This window comes from Citrobacter sp. RHB35-C21, assembly GCF_013816515.1.
Classification (GTDB): Bacteria; Pseudomonadota; Gammaproteobacteria; order Enterobacterales; family Enterobacteriaceae; genus Citrobacter; species Citrobacter braakii.
Window position 1 is genome coordinate 4,295,791 of the sequence record NZ_CP057147.1, and the last position, 17,415, is coordinate 4,313,205.

Here is a 17,415-nt window from a genome sequence, read left to right on the forward strand (position 1 = left end):
GCAAAGTGTTTAAAAAATGTCTTCCGCTTTTACTGCTGTGCGCAGCGCCTGCTTTCGCCAAACCTGTACTGACCGTATATACCTACGACTCGTTCGCAGCTGACTGGGGCCCGGGCCCGACAATAAAAAAAGCCTTTGAAGCTGACTGCAACTGTGAACTGAAACTGGTCGCGCTGGAAGATGGCGTCTCGCTGCTTAACCGCCTGCGCATGGAAGGAAAAAACAGTAAAGCTGACGTCGTACTGGGCCTCGATAACAACCTTCTGGAAGCCGCCACCCAAACCAAACTGTTTGCCAAAAGCGGTGTAGCAAGTGAAGCCGTAAACGTGCCCGGCGGCTGGAAAAACGATACCTTCGTTCCGTTTGATTACGGCTATTTCGCCTTCGTTTATGATAAGAACAAACTGAAGAATCCGCCCAAAAGCCTGAAAGAACTGGTAGAGAGCGATCAAAAATGGCGCGTCATTTATCAGGACCCGCGTACCAGCACGCCGGGGCTGGGCCTGCTGCTATGGATGCAAAAAGTCTATGGCGATAAGGCGCCGGAGGCCTGGCGCGCGCTTTCGGCAAAAACCGTCACGGTCACCAAGGGCTGGAGTGAAGCCTACGGCCTGTTCCTGAAAGGCGAAAGCGACCTGGTACTCAGCTATACCACCTCTCCGGCCTATCACATCATCACCGAGAAAAAAGACAACTACGCCGCAGCCAACTTTAGCGAAGGCCACTATTTGCAGGTAGAAGTCGCCGCCCGTACTGCGGCCAGCAAACAGCCGGAACTGGCCGAGAAATTCCTCAAGTTTATGGTGTCTCCGGCCTTCCAGAATGCGATTCCGACCGGTAACTGGATGTATCCGGTAACCCAGGTCGCCCTGCCGTCTGGATTCGAGCAACTGAATAAGCCAGCCACCGCGCTGGAATTTACGCCGCAGCAGGTTGCGGCTCAACGCCAGGCATGGATTAGCGAATGGCAACGCGCCGTCAGCCGTTAATTCCCGGCTGGCTGGTTCCAGGGCTTACCGCCGCCACGCTGATGGTGGCCGTTGCCCTGGCCGCGTTTCTGGCGCTGTGGTTTAACGCCCCACGGGGGGAGTGGCTCTCACTGTGGCAAGACGACTACCTGTGGCACGTGGTGCGCTTTTCTTTCTGGCAGGCTTTTTTATCCGCAGTGCTGTCGGTCATCCCGGCGATTTTCCTTGCCAGAGCGCTCTATCGCCGCCGTTTTCCAGGACGACTGGCGCTGCTGCGCCTGTGCGCGATGACGTTAATCCTGCCAGTGCTGGTCGCGGTCTTCGGTATTCTTAGCGTGTACGGTCGTCAAGGCTGGCTGGCCTCGATCTGGCATACATTCGGGCTGGAATGGACGTTTTCGCCGTACGGTCTGCAGGGCATTCTGCTGGCGCACGTCTTTTTCAATCTGCCAATGGCCAGTCGTCTGCTGTTGCAGTCGCTGGAGAATATTCCCGGCGAGCAGCGACAGTTAGCCGCTCAGTTGGGCCTGCGCGGCTGGCATTTCTTCCGCTTTGTTGAATGGCCGTGGCTGCGTCGGCAAATCCTTCCCGTCGCGGCGCTCATCTTTATGCTCTGTTTCGCCAGCTTCGCCACCGTTTTGTCGCTGGGCGGTGGACCGCAGGCCACAACCATCGAGTTGGCGATTTATCAGGCGCTGAACTTTGATTACGATCCCGCCCGCGCCGCCATGCTGGCGTTGATCCAGATGGTTTGTTGTTTAGCGCTGGTGCTCTTCAGCCAACGTCTGAGCCGCGCCATTGCCCCCGGTACCACGCTGGTTCAGGGCTGGCGCGATCCCGACGATCGTCTGCACAGCCGCCTGGCAGACGCACTGCTGATTATTCTGGCCCTGCTGCTACTGCTGCCGCCGCTGCTGGCGGTAATTGTCGATGGTATTAACCGCCATATGCTGGATGTTCTTAAGCAACCTGTACTGTGGCACGCGCTGGGAACCTCGCTGCGCATTGCGCTGGCGGCAGGTGCGTTGTGCGTAGTTCTCACCATGATGCTGTTATGGAGCAGTCGTGAACTGCGTGCCCGACAGCAGGTGCTGGCAGGTCAGATGCTGGAACTTAGCGGCATGATGATCCTCGCCATGCCGGGCATCGTGCTGGCAACCGGCTTCTTTCTGCTGCTCAATAACACCATTGGACTCCCCGAATCAGCCGACGGCATTGTCATTTTTACCAATGCGCTGATGGCGATCCCTTACGCGCTGAAGGTGCTGGAAAACCCAATGCGGGACGTCACCGCCCGCTACAGTATGTTGTGCCAGTCGTTGGGAATTGAGGGATGGTCGCGCCTGAAAGTGGTTGAACTGCGTGCCCTGAAGCGCCCGCTGGCGCAGGCGATGGCTTTTGCCTGCGTGCTGTCGATTGGCGATTTTGGCGTGGTCGCGCTATTTGGTAATGAGGATTTCCGCACCCTGCCGTTTTATTTATATCAGCAGATTGGCTCTTATCGCAGTCAGGATGGCGCAGTTACGGCGTTATTGCTGCTGATCCTGTGCTTTACGCTGTTTACCGTTATTGAGAAATTGCCGGGTCGAAATGTTAAAACTGATTGATATCACATGGCTTTATCACCATTTGCCGATGCGCTTTACGCTGTCGATCGCACGCGGTGAGCAGGTCGCGATCCTCGGGCCCAGCGGCGCCGGGAAAAGTACGCTGCTGAATCTGATCGCCGGCTTTCTCACGCCTGCCAGCGGTACCATGTTGATTGAAGGTGAAGATCACACCGCCACGCCTCCCTCACGTCGCCCCGTTTCGATGCTGTTTCAGGAAAATAACCTGTTCAGCCACCTGAGCGTGCAACAAAACATCGGCCTGGGCCTTAACCCGGGATTGAAGCTGAACGCATCGCAGCGGGAGAAAATGCATCACATCGCCCAGCAAATGGGGATCGACTCACTGCTGGAGCGCCTCCCCGGTGAGCTTTCCGGCGGTCAGCGACAGCGCGTAGCGCTGGCGCGTTGCCTGGTGCGGGAACAACCCATTTTGCTGCTTGATGAACCGTTCTCTGCGCTCGATCCCGCCCTGCGCCAGGAGATGTTAACGCTGGTTGCCGAGGTCTGTCGCGATAAACAGCTTACCTTGCTGATGGTGTCCCACAGTGTAGAAGATGCGGCGCGAATTGCATCCCGTTCGATTGTGGTCGCCGACGGGCGCATCGCCTGGCAGGGCAAAACGGATGAGTTATTAAGCGGTCAGGCCAGCGCCTCGACGCTCTTGGGCATCAAAGCCGAGTGATTGATTTCCCAGGCCGGATAAGCGTCAGCGCCATCCGGCAAAAGAATCGTCAGAAACCCACGACTTTACGCAGAATATCAATATACACCGGCATCAGCGGATGGCGCAGTAACGCCACCAGCGCGACCACGCCGATCCCAAGCGTCAACGGCGCCAGATACAGTAAACGGCTGCGGGGGAAATACGCGGTTAAGCGATCGACTGCCGCTTTGCCGCTACGCCACAGTCGCCAGCAAAACCAGCCCCCTACCCATAGCAACAGCGCCGTCGCCAGCAGCAACCATTTAAAATCCCCACTCTGCATCTCAGAAGGAATATCAATTGCCGCCCCCGCCAGGATCCCCGGCAGGAAGTAGAACGGCGGCCACAGTACGCAACCAATAATATTCGGGACGATAAATTTAGCGACAGGCAGATCCAGCATGCCCGCCACCATTGGCACCAGCGGACGCGTCGGTCCCACAAAACGCCCCACCAGAATGGTAAACATGCTGTGCTGATGCAGCGCGTGCTCGGTTTTATCCAGCAACGCCTTGTTCTTTTTCATGAACGACCAACGATGCAGCGGCTTTTTAAAGCGCCAGCCCAACCAGAAAGAGATCCAGTCCCCCAACAGGCAACCAATGATGCCCGCAAGCCAGGCATGCCAGAAGTTCAGTTCGCCACTGCCAATCAGCGCCCCCAGCCCCGCCATCATCACGGTACCGGGCAGAATCAGACCAACCAGCGCCAGTGACTCCAGAAAGGCCACCAGCAGTACGGCGATCAGGGAGTACAGGGCGGACTGAAGAATAAAGTGTTCCAGCAATGCTTGCATAATGTGTCCGTCAGATTTACGAAGCAGGGATTTTGATAACCCGTCTCAACTTCGTCAAGCCATCAATTGTCTGAATAGATTGCGAGTTATGACAACTTTCAGGACACATCATTCACTTTTTATTCACATCCGGCGCGAAACTCGCTCGGACTGGCGCCGGTACATTTTTTGAAAACGCGAGAAAAATAGAGCTGATCGTCAAAGCCAACATTGCGCCCCACCGTAGCAATGGGCATACGAGTGGTACTCAGCAATAGCTTGGCCTGGCTGATACGCTGATCCTCGCGCCAGCTTAATACGCTGATACCCAACTGCTGACGGAACAGATGCGACAAACGGGAAGGCGACAGGCAGACGTGCTGTGCGACGCTGGCAATATCAAAATTACTGTCCGCCAGGTGATCGCTGATGTACTGACAGGCGTCGCGCACGCGGTTGTCCATGGGGGGATGTAGCGATTCATTAATGGCTTCCATACGTCGGAGCAATAACTGTTCCAGTAAATTAATCGCCAGCAGTTCGGAATAGCGACCTTCTCCCTGCCCGGCGTTGATTATCTGCCCAAACAGTTCGTTAAAATGCGGCTGATGTGCTTCATCCGGGCGAAAGAATCCAGTCTGGGCAAAAATGGCCGGCCAGGTCAGCCACTCCTGCCAGTAGGCGCGTGGGCGAAAGTAAACCCACTGGTGATACCACTCACTGGCATCAGGATGGCGTCCGTAGTGGTGAATTTCTCCGGGCGGAAACAGCAAAATATCGCCAGGCCGACAGACAAATTGTTTGCCCTGATTATTGATAACCCCTTCGCCACGGATAGTGAGATTGAGGATATAACCCTTCATACCCAGCGGCCTGTCGATAAAAAAATCCAGGTATCCGTTCGCCTCGATGGGGGTTAATCCGGCCACCAAATGCGCGTTAAACGAATAGCCTGGCAGCAGGGGATCGTTTTGCGTTTCAGCCATAATTTCAATACTCCCTATGTTCTGCTAAGAAACAATTTGTCCATATTACGCCAGACATCATTGCCGTCGCCCCTGCGGGCCGCTGTGTTTGCGGTAATGGACCATCAACCCCGCTTGTGAAAAGCACTTTGTAAAAAATATGTACTGCACCAACGTTAAAATCGGCTAACAAAAGTGTCTATAACTACGGCAGAAATGTCCACATTGATTATTTGCACGGCGTCACACTTTGTGATGCCACAGCATTTTAGTCCATAAGATTAGCGAATCCTGCCTGACGGTTTTTATCCCTACTAACTACTGTTTATCCATACCCGTATTTTTGGATGGAGTAAGACGATGGCGATTGCAATTGGCCTCGATTTTGGCAGTGATTCAGTACGCGCTTTGGCAGTGGAATGTGCCACCGGTGAAGAAATCGCCACCAGCGTAGAGTGGTACCCACGTTGGCAGGAAGGACAGTATTGCGATGGCCCAAACAACCAGTTTCGCCATCATCCACGCGACTACATTGAATCAATGGAAGCGGCGCTGAAAACCGTGCTGGCCGAACTGAGCGTTAAACAGCGTGCGGAAGTGGTCGGGATTGGCGTTGACAGCACCGGTTCAACCCCGGCCCCCATCGATGCCGACGGCAACGTACTGGCGTTGCGTCCGGAGTTCGCTGAAAACCCAAATGCAATGTTTGTCCTGTGGAAAGATCACACCTCAGTAGAAGAAGCTGAAGAAATTACCCGTCTGTGCCACACACCGGGCAAGATCGATTACTCCCGCTATATCGGCGGTATTTATTCCAGCGAATGGTTCTGGGCGAAAATCCTGCATGTGACCCGTCAGGACCACGCGGTTGCCGAGGCCGCGGTTTCGTGGATTGAACTGTGCGACTGGGTTCCGGCCCTGCTCTCTAATACCGTACGTCCACAGGATATTCGTCGCGGTCGCTGCAGCGCCGGGCATAAATCCCTGTGGCATGAAAGCTGGGATGGTCTACCGCCAGCCAGTTTCTTTGACGAACTCGACCCCATCCTCAACCGCCATCTGCAATACCCGATGTTTACCGATACCTTCACAGCCGACCTGCCGGTTGGCACCCTGTGCGCCGAGTGGGCGCAGCGTCTGGGACTACCGGAAAGCGTGGTGATTGCAGGCGGCGCTTTTGACTGCCATATGGGCGCGGTCGGCGCGGGCGCACAGCCCAATACGCTGGTGAAAGTCATTGGCACGTCGACCTGCGACATTCTGATTGCTGACAAACACAGCGTCGGCGAGCGCGCGGTGAAAGGCATTTGCGGCCAGGTTGATGGCAGCGTGGTGCCGCATTTTATTGGCCTCGAGGCAGGCCAGTCCGCGTTCGGCGATATCTATGCCTGGTTTAGCCGTGTGCTGAGCTGGCCGCTGGAGCAGCTTGCCGCGCAGCACCCGGAGCTGAAGACCCAGATTAAAGCCAGCCAAAAACAGCTGCTACCAGCGCTAACCGAAGCCTGGGCGAGAAATCCGTCGCTGGATCACCTGCCGGTGGTGCTCGACTGGTTCAACGGTCGCCGTACGCCCAATGCCAACCAGCGTCTGAAAGGAGTGATTACCGATCTGAATCTGGCAACCGACGCGCCAGCGCTGTTCGGCGGTCTGATTGCCGCCACCGCCTTTGGTGCACGCGCCATCATGGAATGCTTCACCGAACAAGGCATTGCGGTTAACAACGTAATGGCGCTAGGCGGCATCGCCCGTAAAAATCCGGTCATCATGCAGGCCTGCTGTGACGTGCTCAACCGTCCGCTACAGATTGTCGCTTCAGACCAGTGCTGCGCACTCGGTGCGGCTATCTTTGCCGCCGTTGCCGCGAAAGTACACACCGATATCCCAGCCGCTCAGCAACAGATGGCAAGCGCCGTGGAAAACACGCTGCAACCTCGACCAGAGCAGGCTCAACGTTTTGAACAGCTTTACCGCCGCTACCAGCAGTGGGCGGTTAGCGCTGAACAACAATACCTTCCGACTGCCGCTCCGGCGCAACAAACCCCGGTAGACCAGGCAACCCTGACACATTAAGGACACGACAATGACGATTTTTGATAACTATGAAGTGTGGTTTGTGATTGGTAGCCAGCATCTGTATGGCCCTGAAACCCTGCGTCAGGTAACCCAACATGCCGAGCACGTCGTTAACGCGCTGAATACTGAAGCTAAACTGCCCTGCAAACTGGTTTTAAAACCGCTGGGTACTTCACCTGACGAGATTACCGCTATTTGTCGTGACGCTAACTACGACGATCGCTGCGCAGGTCTGGTGGTCTGGCTGCACACTTTCTCTCCGGCCAAAATGTGGATTAACGGTCTGACTATCCTCAACAAGCCGCTGATGCAATTCCATACCCAGTTCAACGCCGCCCTGCCGTGGGACAGCATTGATATGGACTTTATGAACCTGAACCAGACCGCGCACGGCGGCCGTGAATTCGGCTTCATCGGCGCACGTATGCGTCAGCAGCACGCCGTGGTCACCGGTCACTGGCAGGACAAACAAGCGCACGAACGCATCGGCTCCTGGATGCGCCAGGCCGTGTCCAAACAGGATACCCGCCATCTGAAAGTCTGCCGTTTTGGCGACAACATGCGTGAAGTCGCGGTCACCGATGGCGATAAAGTCGCTGCGCAGATCAAATTTGGCTTCTCGGTAAATACCTGGGCCGTAGGCGATCTGGTGCAGGTAGTGAACTCCATTAGCGATGGCGAAATCAACGCGCTAATCGATGAGTATGAAAGCACATACACCATGACGGCGGCAACACAAGTCCACGGTGAGAAACGTCAAAACGTACTGGAAGCGGCCCGTATTGAACTGGGGATGAAGCGCTTCCTGGAACAGGGCGGATTCCACGCCTTTACCACGACATTTGAAGATTTACACGGCCTGAAACAGCTCCCGGGTCTGGCCGTACAGCGTCTGATGCAGCAAGGCTATGGCTTTGCGGGCGAAGGCGACTGGAAAACCGCCGCTCTGCTTCGCATCATGAAGGTGATGTCAACCGGTCTGCAGGGCGGCACCTCATTTATGGAGGATTACACCTACCACTTCGAGAAAGGCAACGATCTGGTGCTCGGCTCGCACATGCTGGAAGTGTGCCCGTCTATCGCGGTGGAAGATAAACCGATGCTCGACGTTCAGCATCTCGGCATTGGTGGTAAAGACGATCCCGCTCGTCTGATCTTCAACACCAAAACTGGTCCGGCAGTCGTTGCCAGCCTGATCGATCTTGGCGATCGCTATCGCCTGCTGGTTAACTGCATCGACACAGTTCAAACACCGCACTCCCTGCCGAAACTGCCGGTGGCTAACGCATTGTGGAAGGCCCAGCCTGATCTGCCAACCGCATCTGAAGCCTGGATCCTGGCCGGTGGCGCGCACCACACCGTCTTCAGCCACGCGCTGGATCTGAACGATATGCGCCAGTTCGCTGAAATGCACGATATCGAGATCGCCGTGATCGACAACGATACCCGCCTGCCGGCCTTTAAGGACGCGCTGCGCTGGAACGACGTCTATTACGGTTTTAAACGTTAATTATGTTGTTGCCGGATGGCTCTGCGTTTGCCCGCCATCCGGCACAGAGGAATCAACATGTTAGAAGATCTCAAACGTCAGGTGCTGGAAGCCAATCTGGCGTTGCCTAAGCACCACCTGGTCACCTTGACCTGGGGGAACGTGAGTGCCGTCGATCGCGAGCGCGGCGTGTTTGTGATAAAACCTTCCGGGGTCGATTACAGCGTTATGACCGCAGAAGATATGGTCGTAGTCAGTATCGCCACCGGTGAGGTTGTAGAAGGTACGAAGAAACCCTCCTCCGATACCCCAACGCACCGTCTGCTGTATCAGGCATTCCCGACCATTGGCGGCATTGTTCATACCCATTCGCGTCATGCGACCATCTGGGCGCAGGCGGGCCAGTCGATTCCAGCCACGGGTACCACCCATGCGGACTATTTCTACGGATCGATTCCCTGCACACGGAAAATGACCGAGGAAGAAATCAACGGCGAATATGAGTGGGAAACCGGTAACGTAATCGTTGAAACCTTTGAGAAACAAGGCATTGACGCTTCGCAGATGCCTGGCGTGCTGGTGCACTCTCACGGTCCGTTTGCGTGGGGAAAAAACGCCGAAGATGCGGTACACAACGCCATCGTGCTGGAAGAAGTCGCCTACATGGGGATCTTCTGTCGCCAGCTCGCGCCGCAATTGCCGGATATGCAGCAAACCCTGTTAGATAAACATTACCTACGTAAACACGGCGCAAAAGCCTACTACGGCCAGTGAAAACAATCTGAGCGCGCCCGGAATCTCGGTGGCGCGCTCTCTGGTTATTCCTTTATATATTCCGCAAACGCACTTCGATACACACAGTTATTAGCACAAACGTATTTAATCACGTTGTCATAATGTCCCTGCGCCTCTTCACCATCCAGTGAATGAAAGAAAATGTAATCTGTAATCGTTGACTGCCAGCGCTGTCCATTCAACAGATAATTAATCACCGTATCACGATGACCATTTATTCTGTCATGCCCTTGCCAGTGAAAGAAAGCATTCCCACGTTCAATAACCTCAGTACGCCAAATTTGACCTGACCACGTTCTATACTCAATATATTGACTTACTGATTTAATTGTAGGGTTAGATAACTGAGTATTAACAAATAAATAGTGATCATATCCTACCTGTAACGCCTGAGTATAAATATCCATAATAGGCCTCCATAACACTACGCACCCAAGCTATTGATATAAAACACCCGAGCTATCAGATGAATAAAATTATATTCAGCGATAAAAATCAAATTATACAGAGAGATATTCCCGACGAAATCGAACCGAAAATCCGTTTTTATCCAGACAATAGCAAGCCATAAAAATATATTATATTCAACCTGGTAACCCGAGTGTTTGATTAAAATAGTTACACTAACCATGAATAAAAACAAATAAAAAAAATAACCATTTTTCCTGAACCGAGGGATGAGTAACAAAACCGTACGAGCACGATTCCGAAAATGACATAAAAATCCTGAAACGGACTTCCAATTAATGAAACAAACATAATTACAAAACAATAATAAATAAAAATAGCCATGACAGGCCAATAAAATAATTCAAGGAAGAGTTTTCAATTAAGGCATTCATTTATTAAATACCAAACCCTATCCTGTAACACTTTTACTGCGGAGGGCATTTTACTGTTACTGTCACAATAACTTCCTACAGTTCTCATTTTTAACTGTACAAAATAACAGTACAATCGTGTAAACCAGGCTATAATAATGCCTGGTTTTTTAATGGGTACGCAGCGTGGCGCAGGCAGGCTTTATTTTAACCCGGCACTGGCGGGACACTCCGCAGGGAACTGAGGTCACATTCTGGCTGGCTACAGACGACGGGCCGCTACAGGTCACGCTCGCGCCTCAGGAGTCGGTCGCGTTTATTCCTGTCAGTCAGGTTCCTCGCGTAGCGTCATTATTACGCAATGAAAACGGCTATCGTCTGACGCCGCTGCAATTGCAAGACTTCCACCGCCAGCCCGTTTCCGGCCTGTATTGCCGCTCACATCGCCAGCTCATGCGGCTGGAAAAGCTGCTGCGTGAAAACGCAATTACCGTCTACGAGGCCGACGTGCGTCCGCCGGAACGGTATCTGATGGAGCGTTTTATCACCTCACCTGTTTGGGTTGAAGGCGACAGACTTAACGGTACGCTGGTTAATGCCCGGTTGAAGCCGAACCCTGACTATCGACCGCCGCTGAAATGGGTCTCGCTGGATATCGAAACCACGCGCCACGGCGAACTCTACTGTATCGGCCTTGAAGGCTGTGGGCAGCGTATTGTCTACATGCTCGGCCCGGCAAACGGCGATGCCTCAGCGCTGGATTTTGAACTTGAATATGTCGCAAGCCGCCCGCAGTTACTGGAAAAGCTCAACGACTGGATTGCCCGTCACGATCCTGATGTGGTAATCGGCTGGAACGTCGTGCAATTCGATTTACGCGTCCTGCAAAAGCATGCTGAACGTTACCGCATTCCCCTGCGTTTTGGCCGTGACAATAGCGAGCTGGAGTGGCGCGAACATGGCTTCAAAAACGGCGTATTCTTCGCGCAGGCTAAAGGTCGCCTGATTATCGACGGCATTGAGGCGCTTAAATCCGCATTCTGGAATTTCTCATCCTTTTCACTGGAAACGGTGTCACAGGAGCTGCTGGGCGAAGGGAAGTCGATAGATAATCCCTGGGACAGGATGGACGAAATAGATCGCCGGTTTGCCCAGGATAAGCCCGCACTCGCCTCCTACAATCTCAAAGACTGTGAGCTGGTCACGCGTATTTTTCATAAAACCGAGATCATGCCATTTTTGCTGGAACGATCGACGGTAAACGGCCTGCCGGTCGACCGGCATGGCGGTTCCGTTGCCGCCTTCGGCCATCTCTACCTACCGCGAATGCACCGGGCGGGCTATGTGGCACCGAATCTGGGGGAAGTTCCCGCGCACGCCAGCCCCGGTGGCTACGTGATGGACTCGCGCCCGGGTTTGTACGACTCCGTGCTGGTGCTGGATTACAAAAGCCTGTACCCGTCAATTATTCGTACTTTTTTGATCGATCCAGTGGGACTTATCGAAGGGATGGCACAGCCGGATCGGGAACACAGTACCGAGGGGTTCCTTGACGCCTGGTTCTCACGCGAAAAGCACTGTCTGCCGGAAATCGTTACCCAGATCTGGCATGGGCGTGATGAAGCCAAACGCCGCGGCAATAAGCCGCTCTCACAGGCGCTGAAAATCATCATGAACGCGTTTTACGGCGTTCTTGGCACCACCGCCTGCCGCTTTTTCGACCCGAGGCTGGCTTCGTCTATCACCATGCGCGGTCACGCGATCATGCGTCAGACCAAAGCGCTGATTGAGGCTCAGGGTTACGACGTCATCTATGGCGACACCGACTCCACCTTTGTCTGGCTTAAAAAGGCGCACTCGGAAGACGATGCGGCCCGGATTGGTCGGGAACTGGTAAGCTATGTCAACAACTGGTGGGCGCAATCGCTGAAGCAGCAAAACCTGACCAGCGCGCTGGAGCTGGAATTTGAAACCCACTTTTGTCGCTTTCTGATGCCGACCATTCGCGGTGCAGATACCGGCAGCAAAAAACGCTACGCCGGAATGATTCAGTCAGGTGCTGAGCAACGCATGGTATTTAAAGGTCTGGAAACGGTACGCACCGACTGGACGCCGCTGGCCCAGCAGTTTCAGCAGGAGCTGTACCTGCGAATTTTTCGTAACGAGCCTTATCAAGAGTTTGTTCGCGAGACTATCGACCGTCTGATGGCGGGTGAACTGGATGAACACCTGGTGTACCGCAAACGCCTGCGCCGCCCGTTGAGCGAATACCAGCGGAATGTTCCGCCGCACGTTCGCGCCGCGCGGCTCGCCGATGAGCAGAACGTCAAACTGGGGCGTCCGCAGCAGTATCAGAATCGTGGCACGATTAAATATGTCTGGACGATAAATGGACCTGAACCTGTTGATTATCAGCTATCTGCACTTGATTACGAGCATTATCTAACCCGCCAGATCCAGCCGGTTGCCGAGGGAATTCTTCCCTTTATTGATGATAATTTTGCTACACTACTCACAGGACAACTGGGGTTATTTTGACGCGTGACGAAACCGCCGCCATCCAGTACCATAGCGCCCTTTCCATTCCTGGACCCATTTAACACCCCTACCACTGATTTATTAGCCTGGTAGCGGGGTCGTATGCTCTCAATAACGGGGACTAGCCCGGAAAATGACGAGTATTGCCTGCAATTAAAGATATAGAGCCGAACATATATGCCTTTTACACTTGGTCAACGCTGGATCAGCGATACAGAAAGCGAATTGGGACTTGGTACTGTTGTCGCCATGGATGCGCGAACCGTCACTTTACTTTTCTCATCGACGGGTGAAAACCGTCTGTATGCGCGCAGTGATTCCCCCGTGACCCGCGTGATGTTCAACCCTGGCGACACGATCACGAGCCATGAAGGCTGGCAACTGCATGTCGATGAAGTAAAAGAAGAAAACGGCCTGCTTGCCTATATCGGAACCCGCCTTGATACCGAAGAAACCGGTGTAACGCTGCGTGAAGTGCTGCTCGACAGCAAACTGGTTTTCAGTAAACCCCAGGATCGCCTGTTTGCCGGCCAGATTGACCGTATGGACCGCTTTGCGCTGCGCTATCGCGCACGTAAATTTCAGAGCGAACAGTACCGTATGCCGTGGAGTGGTTTGCGTGGTCAACGTACCAGCCTGATCCCCCACCAGCTCAACATTGCCCATGATGTCGGCCGTCGTCATGCCCCTCGCGTGTTGCTGGCAGACGAAGTGGGTTTAGGTAAAACCATTGAAGCAGGGATGATCCTGCATCAACAGCTGCTGTCAGGCGCCGCGGAGCGCGTGCTGATCATCGTCCCGGAGACGTTACAGCACCAGTGGCTGGTCGAAATGCTGCGTCGTTTCAACCTGCGCTTTGCGCTGTTTGATGATGAGCGTTATGCAGAAGCGCAGCACGATGCCTACAACCCGTTTGAAACCGAACAGTTGGTTATCTGTTCGCTGGACTTTGCCCGTCGCAGTAAACAGCGTCTGGAGCACCTGTGTGATGCCGAATGGGATCTGCTGATTGTCGATGAAGCCCATCACCTGGTGTGGAGCGAAGACGCGCCCAGCCGTGAATATATGGCCGTTGAACAGCTGGCAGAGCGCGTACCAGGCATCCTGCTGCTGACCGCAACGCCGGAACAGCTGGGCCTGGAAAGCCACTTTGCGCGCCTGCGCCTACTGGATCCAAGCCGCTTCCACGATTTCGCCCAGTTTGTTGAAGAACAGAAAAATTACCGTCCGGTCGCCGACGCCGTCGCCATGTTACTGGCTGGCAACAAGCTGAGTAACAATGAGCTGAACATGTTAGGTGACATGATTGGCGAACAGGACATTGAGCCGTTATTGCAGGCGGCAAACAGCGACAGCGAAGACGCCCAGAGCGCGCGTCAGGAGCTGGTTTCGATGCTGATGGACCGCCACGGCACCAGCCGCGTGCTGTTCCGAAATACCCGTAACGGTGTGAAAGGCTTCCCTAAACGCGAGCTGCATACCATCAAATTGCCGTTGCCAACCCAATACCAGACGGCCATTAAAGTCTCCGGCATTATGGGCGCGCGTAAGAGTGCGGAAGACCGCGCGCGCGACATGCTCTACCCGGAGCAGATTTATCAGGAATTCGAAGGCGACACCGGCACCTGGTGGAACTTTGACCCGCGCGTGGAATGGCTGATGGGCTACCTGACCAGCCACCGCTCGCAAAAAGTTCTGGTCATCTGTGCGAAAGCCACCACTGCGCTTCAGCTGGAGCAGGTTCTGCGCGAGCGCGAAGGTATCCGCGCCGCCGTGTTCCATGAAGGGATGTCGATCATTGAACGTGACCGCGCTGCGGCCTGGTTTAGCGAAGAAGATAGCGGCGCCCAGGTGATGCTGTGCTCTGAAATCGGCTCCGAAGGGCGTAACTTCCAGTTCGCCAGCCATCTGGTGATGTTTGATCTGCCGTTCAATCCGGACCTGCTGGAACAGCGTATTGGCCGTCTGGACCGTATTGGTCAGGTGCATGATATCCAGATCCACGTTCCATACCTGGAAAAAACCGCGCAATCCGTGCTGGTGCGTTGGTACCACGAAGGTCTGGATGCGTTCGAACACACTTGCCCGACCGGACGTACCATCTATGACACGGTATATAACAATCTGATCGGCTACCTGGCTGAGCCAGAAAACACCGATGGCTTTGACGATCTGATCAAAACCTGTCGCGAACAGCATGACGCGCTGAAAGCACAGCTGGAGCAAGGTCGCGATCGCCTGCTGGAGATCCACTCTAACGGCGGCGAAAAAGCGCTGGCGCTGGCTGAGAGTATTGAAGAACAGGACGACGATACCAGCCTGATCGCCTTCGCCATGAACCTGTTTGATATCGTTGGTATTAATCAGGATGACCGTGGCGACAATTTGATCGTGCTGACACCGTCCGATCATATGCTGGTGCCGGATTTCCCTGGGCTGCCGGAAGATGGCTGTACCATTACGTTTGAGCGTGATGTTGCCCTGTCGCGTGAAGACGCGCAGTTTATTACCTGGGAGCATCCGCTGATCCGTAATGGTCTGGATCTGATCCTCTCCGGCGACACCGGAAGCAGCACCATTTCTTTGCTGAAAAACAAAGCATTACCGGTCGGTACTCTGCTGGTTGAACTGGTCTACGTCGTTGAAGCGCAAGCGCCAAAACAGCTGCAGCTAAACCGCTTCCTGCCGCCAACTCCGGTACGCATGCTGCTGGACAAAAACGGCAACAACCTTGCCGCGCAGGTTGAATTCGAAACCTTTAACCGTCAGCTCAGCGCCGTTAACCGCCACACCGGCAGTAAACTGGTCAACGCCGTTCAGCAGGATGTTCATGCCATTCTGCAACTCGGTGAAGCGCAGGTAGAAAAATCGGCCCGCGCGCTGATCGACGCGGCGCGCAAAGAAGCGGACGAGAAGCTGACGGCTGAACTCTCCCGTCTGGAAGCGCTGCGTGCCGTTAACCCGAACATCCGTGATGACGAACTCAGCGCCATTGAAAGCAATCGTCAGCTGGTGATGGAAAGCTTGGATCAGGCGGGATGGCGTCTGGATGCCCTGCGCCTGATCGTCGTGACGCATCAGTAACGGAGCCTGACATGGGGATGGAAAACTATAATCCGCCGCAGGAACCCTGGCTGGTTATCCTGTATCAGGATGAGCACATTATGGTGGTCAACAAGCCGAGCGGCTTGTTGTCCGTGCCGGGTCGTCTGGATGAACACAAAGACAGCGTGATGACGCGTATTCAGCGCGATTACCCGCAGGCTGAATCCGTACATCGTCTGGATATGGCAACCAGCGGCGTGATTGTAGTGGCGCTAACTAAAGCGGCAGAGCGCGAGCTAAAGCGCCAGTTTCGCGAACGCGAGCCGAAGAAACAGTATGTCGCACGCGTCTGGGGACATCCCGCTCCGGCCGAGGGGCTGGTTGATTTACCGCTGATTTGCGACTGGCCGAATCGGCCAAAGCAGAAAGTGTGTTATGAGACCGGAAAATCGGCGCAGACCGAGTATGAAGTGGTGGAGTTCGCGGAAGATAACACCGCCCGGGTCGTGCTCAAACCCATTACCGGACGCTCCCACCAGTTACGTGTGCATATGCTGGCATTAGGGCATCCGATCCTGGGCGACCGCTTCTACGCCCCGCCACAGGCCCTGGCGTTAGCGCCGCGCCTGCTGCTGCACGCAGAGATGTTAACTATCACGCATCCCGAATACGGCAACAGTATGACGTTTAAAGTTCCGGCAGATTTTTAAACGCAGGACCCATTTAGGCCGGGTGCTTCGCTTGCCCGGCCTACATTCATTAACGTAGGCCGGATAAGGCGCTAGCAGCCATCCGGCATAACGATTATTTAAAGCCTTTCTGTTCTTTAATTAGCTCGTAAGCTTTTTGAATTTCCTGCGCTTTTTGCTTCGCCATTTCCATCATTTCTGGCGGCAGACCTTTCGCCACCAGTTTGTCCGGATGGTGCTCGCTCATCAGCTTACGGTATGCGCGTTTAATGGTGGTCGCATCATCGGTCGCTTTCACACCCAGCACATTGCAGGCGTCTTCCAGCGTCGGACCGCGTTGCGTCTGCTGCCAGCCACCGCCGCCGGACTGCTGCTGATATCCGCCGCCGAACTGAGCGCCGCCCTGCATCATGCGCAGAAACTGATCAAACTGGGTACGTGAGATCCCCAACTCTTCAGCAATCACATACAGCACTTCACGCTCGTTCGGATGCAACGACCCATCGGCAAAAGCCGCCTGGATCTGAATCTCCAGAAACATGCGGATCAGATCGAAGCGACCAAAACAGACGCTGCGAAACTGACGCATTTTTTCACGTAATGGGTAATTGTCCGATTTTCCCACCCGGAAGGCATGTTGCGCGGCGGTACGCGAGTCACCGTGCAAATTCATTCGATCCATCAATTGACTGGCGATATGGATATCGGCTTCCGTGACGCGACCTTTGGATTTGGTCAGGTGCCCCATCACCTCAAAAGTGGTGGCAAAAAACAGCGCCTGGCGTTCACGCTGGTTGGCAAACCACGCCATTTTGCGCATGCGGGCTTTGTCGAACATGTGACCAACTAACAGGCCCAGAACCACACCCCAGAAGCCGCCGCCCATCATTAAGGCCACGGCGACACCAATTATCTTTCCCCAATACTGCATAGACTCCCCAAAT

At 54.4% G+C, this 17,415-nt stretch carries 13 protein-coding genes; 9 read left to right on the forward strand and 4 right to left on the reverse strand.

From position 1 onward, the window contains the following. The first annotated feature begins 5 nt into the window (after window positions 1-5). From thiB to thiQ, 3 genes are read left to right on the forward strand one after another with little or no spacing between them, the layout of a single operon-like run. A complete protein-coding gene (gene thiB, locus HVZ39_RS20865; protein WP_047498368.1) occupies window positions 6-989 on the forward strand; it encodes a thiamine ABC transporter substrate binding subunit in 984 nt (327 codons plus the stop codon). Further along, the gene (gene thiP, locus HVZ39_RS20870) at window positions 965-2,575 is read left to right on the forward strand and encodes a thiamine/thiamine pyrophosphate ABC transporter permease ThiP (RefSeq protein WP_181632915.1); all 1,611 of its coding nucleotides are present in this window, start codon (window positions 965-967) and stop codon (window positions 2,573-2,575) included. Before thiB ends, thiP begins: the two co-directional genes overlap by 25 nt. Beyond that, window positions 2,559-3,260, forward strand: coding sequence for a thiamine ABC transporter ATP-binding protein ThiQ (gene thiQ / locus HVZ39_RS20875; protein WP_016151677.1), 702 nt, complete (start codon window positions 2,559-2,561; stop codon window positions 3,258-3,260). Before thiP ends, thiQ begins: the two co-directional genes overlap by 17 nt. Before the next feature lie 49 nt (window positions 3,261-3,309). On the opposite strand, the gene HVZ39_RS20880 is transcribed toward thiQ, so the two are convergent. Together HVZ39_RS20880 and araC are read right to left on the reverse strand one after the other, a co-directional pair. Next, the gene (locus HVZ39_RS20880; RefSeq protein WP_016151676.1) at window positions 3,310-4,077 is read right to left on the reverse strand and encodes a DedA family protein; all 768 of its coding nucleotides are present in this window, start codon (window positions 4,075-4,077) and stop codon (window positions 3,310-3,312) included. Window positions 4,078-4,196: 119 nt separating this feature from the next. After that, the gene (gene araC, locus HVZ39_RS20885; protein ID WP_003018834.1) at window positions 4,197-5,042 is read right to left on the reverse strand and encodes an arabinose operon transcriptional regulator AraC; all 846 of its coding nucleotides are present in this window, start codon (window positions 5,040-5,042) and stop codon (window positions 4,197-4,199) included. 339 nt (window positions 5,043-5,381) lie between these two features. Here araC and araB point away from each other — a divergent pair, with 339 nt between their 5' ends. Genes araB through araD form a run of 3 tightly spaced genes read left to right on the forward strand, consistent with a single transcriptional unit; the run spans window position 5,382 to window position 9,357 of the window. Next, entirely contained in the window at window positions 5,382-7,091 is a 1,710-nt protein-coding gene (araB, locus tag HVZ39_RS20890) for a ribulokinase (protein WP_181632916.1), read from the forward strand. Between the two features lie 10 nt (window positions 7,092-7,101). After that, window positions 7,102-8,604, forward strand: coding sequence for an L-arabinose isomerase (gene araA / locus HVZ39_RS20895; protein ID WP_181632917.1), 1,503 nt, complete (start codon window positions 7,102-7,104; stop codon window positions 8,602-8,604). 57 nt (window positions 8,605-8,661) lie between these two features. Beyond that, window positions 8,662-9,357 carry an L-ribulose-5-phosphate 4-epimerase gene (gene araD / locus HVZ39_RS20900; RefSeq protein WP_016151673.1) on the forward strand — a complete coding sequence of 232 codons (696 nt, stop codon included), beginning with the start codon at window positions 8,662-8,664 and terminating at the stop codon, window positions 9,355-9,357. A 44-nt stretch (window positions 9,358-9,401) separates the two neighbouring features. Here the strand turns inward: araD and HVZ39_RS20905 are convergent, their stop codons facing one another. Continuing rightward, complete coding sequence (locus HVZ39_RS20905) at window positions 9,402-9,785, reverse strand: DUF4751 family protein (protein ID WP_016155677.1); 384 nt, start codon at window positions 9,783-9,785, stop codon at window positions 9,402-9,404. Between the two features lie 600 nt (window positions 9,786-10,385). On the opposite strand from HVZ39_RS20905, the gene polB reads away from it, so the two are divergent. From polB to rluA, 3 genes are all read left to right on the forward strand, one after another. After that, window positions 10,386-12,737 (forward strand): DNA polymerase II, encoded by a 2,352-nt coding sequence (polB, locus tag HVZ39_RS20910; RefSeq protein ID WP_181632918.1) that lies wholly within the window; start codon window positions 10,386-10,388, stop codon window positions 12,735-12,737. Window positions 12,738-12,914: 177 nt separating this feature from the next. Then, window positions 12,915-15,821, forward strand: a complete 2,907-nt coding sequence (rapA, locus tag HVZ39_RS20915) for an RNA polymerase-associated protein RapA (protein ID WP_047498352.1) — start codon at window positions 12,915-12,917, stop codon at window positions 15,819-15,821. Between the two features lie 11 nt (window positions 15,822-15,832). Beyond that, window positions 15,833-16,492 (forward strand): bifunctional tRNA pseudouridine(32) synthase/23S rRNA pseudouridine(746) synthase RluA, encoded by a 660-nt coding sequence (rluA, locus tag HVZ39_RS20920; protein WP_016151668.1) that lies wholly within the window; start codon window positions 15,833-15,835, stop codon window positions 16,490-16,492. A gap of 94 nt (window positions 16,493-16,586) precedes the next feature. On the opposite strand, the gene djlA is transcribed toward rluA, so the two are convergent. Then, entirely contained in the window at window positions 16,587-17,402 is an 816-nt protein-coding gene (gene djlA / locus HVZ39_RS20925) for a co-chaperone DjlA (protein WP_046276044.1), read from the reverse strand. Window positions 17,403-17,415: the final 13 nt, after the last annotated feature.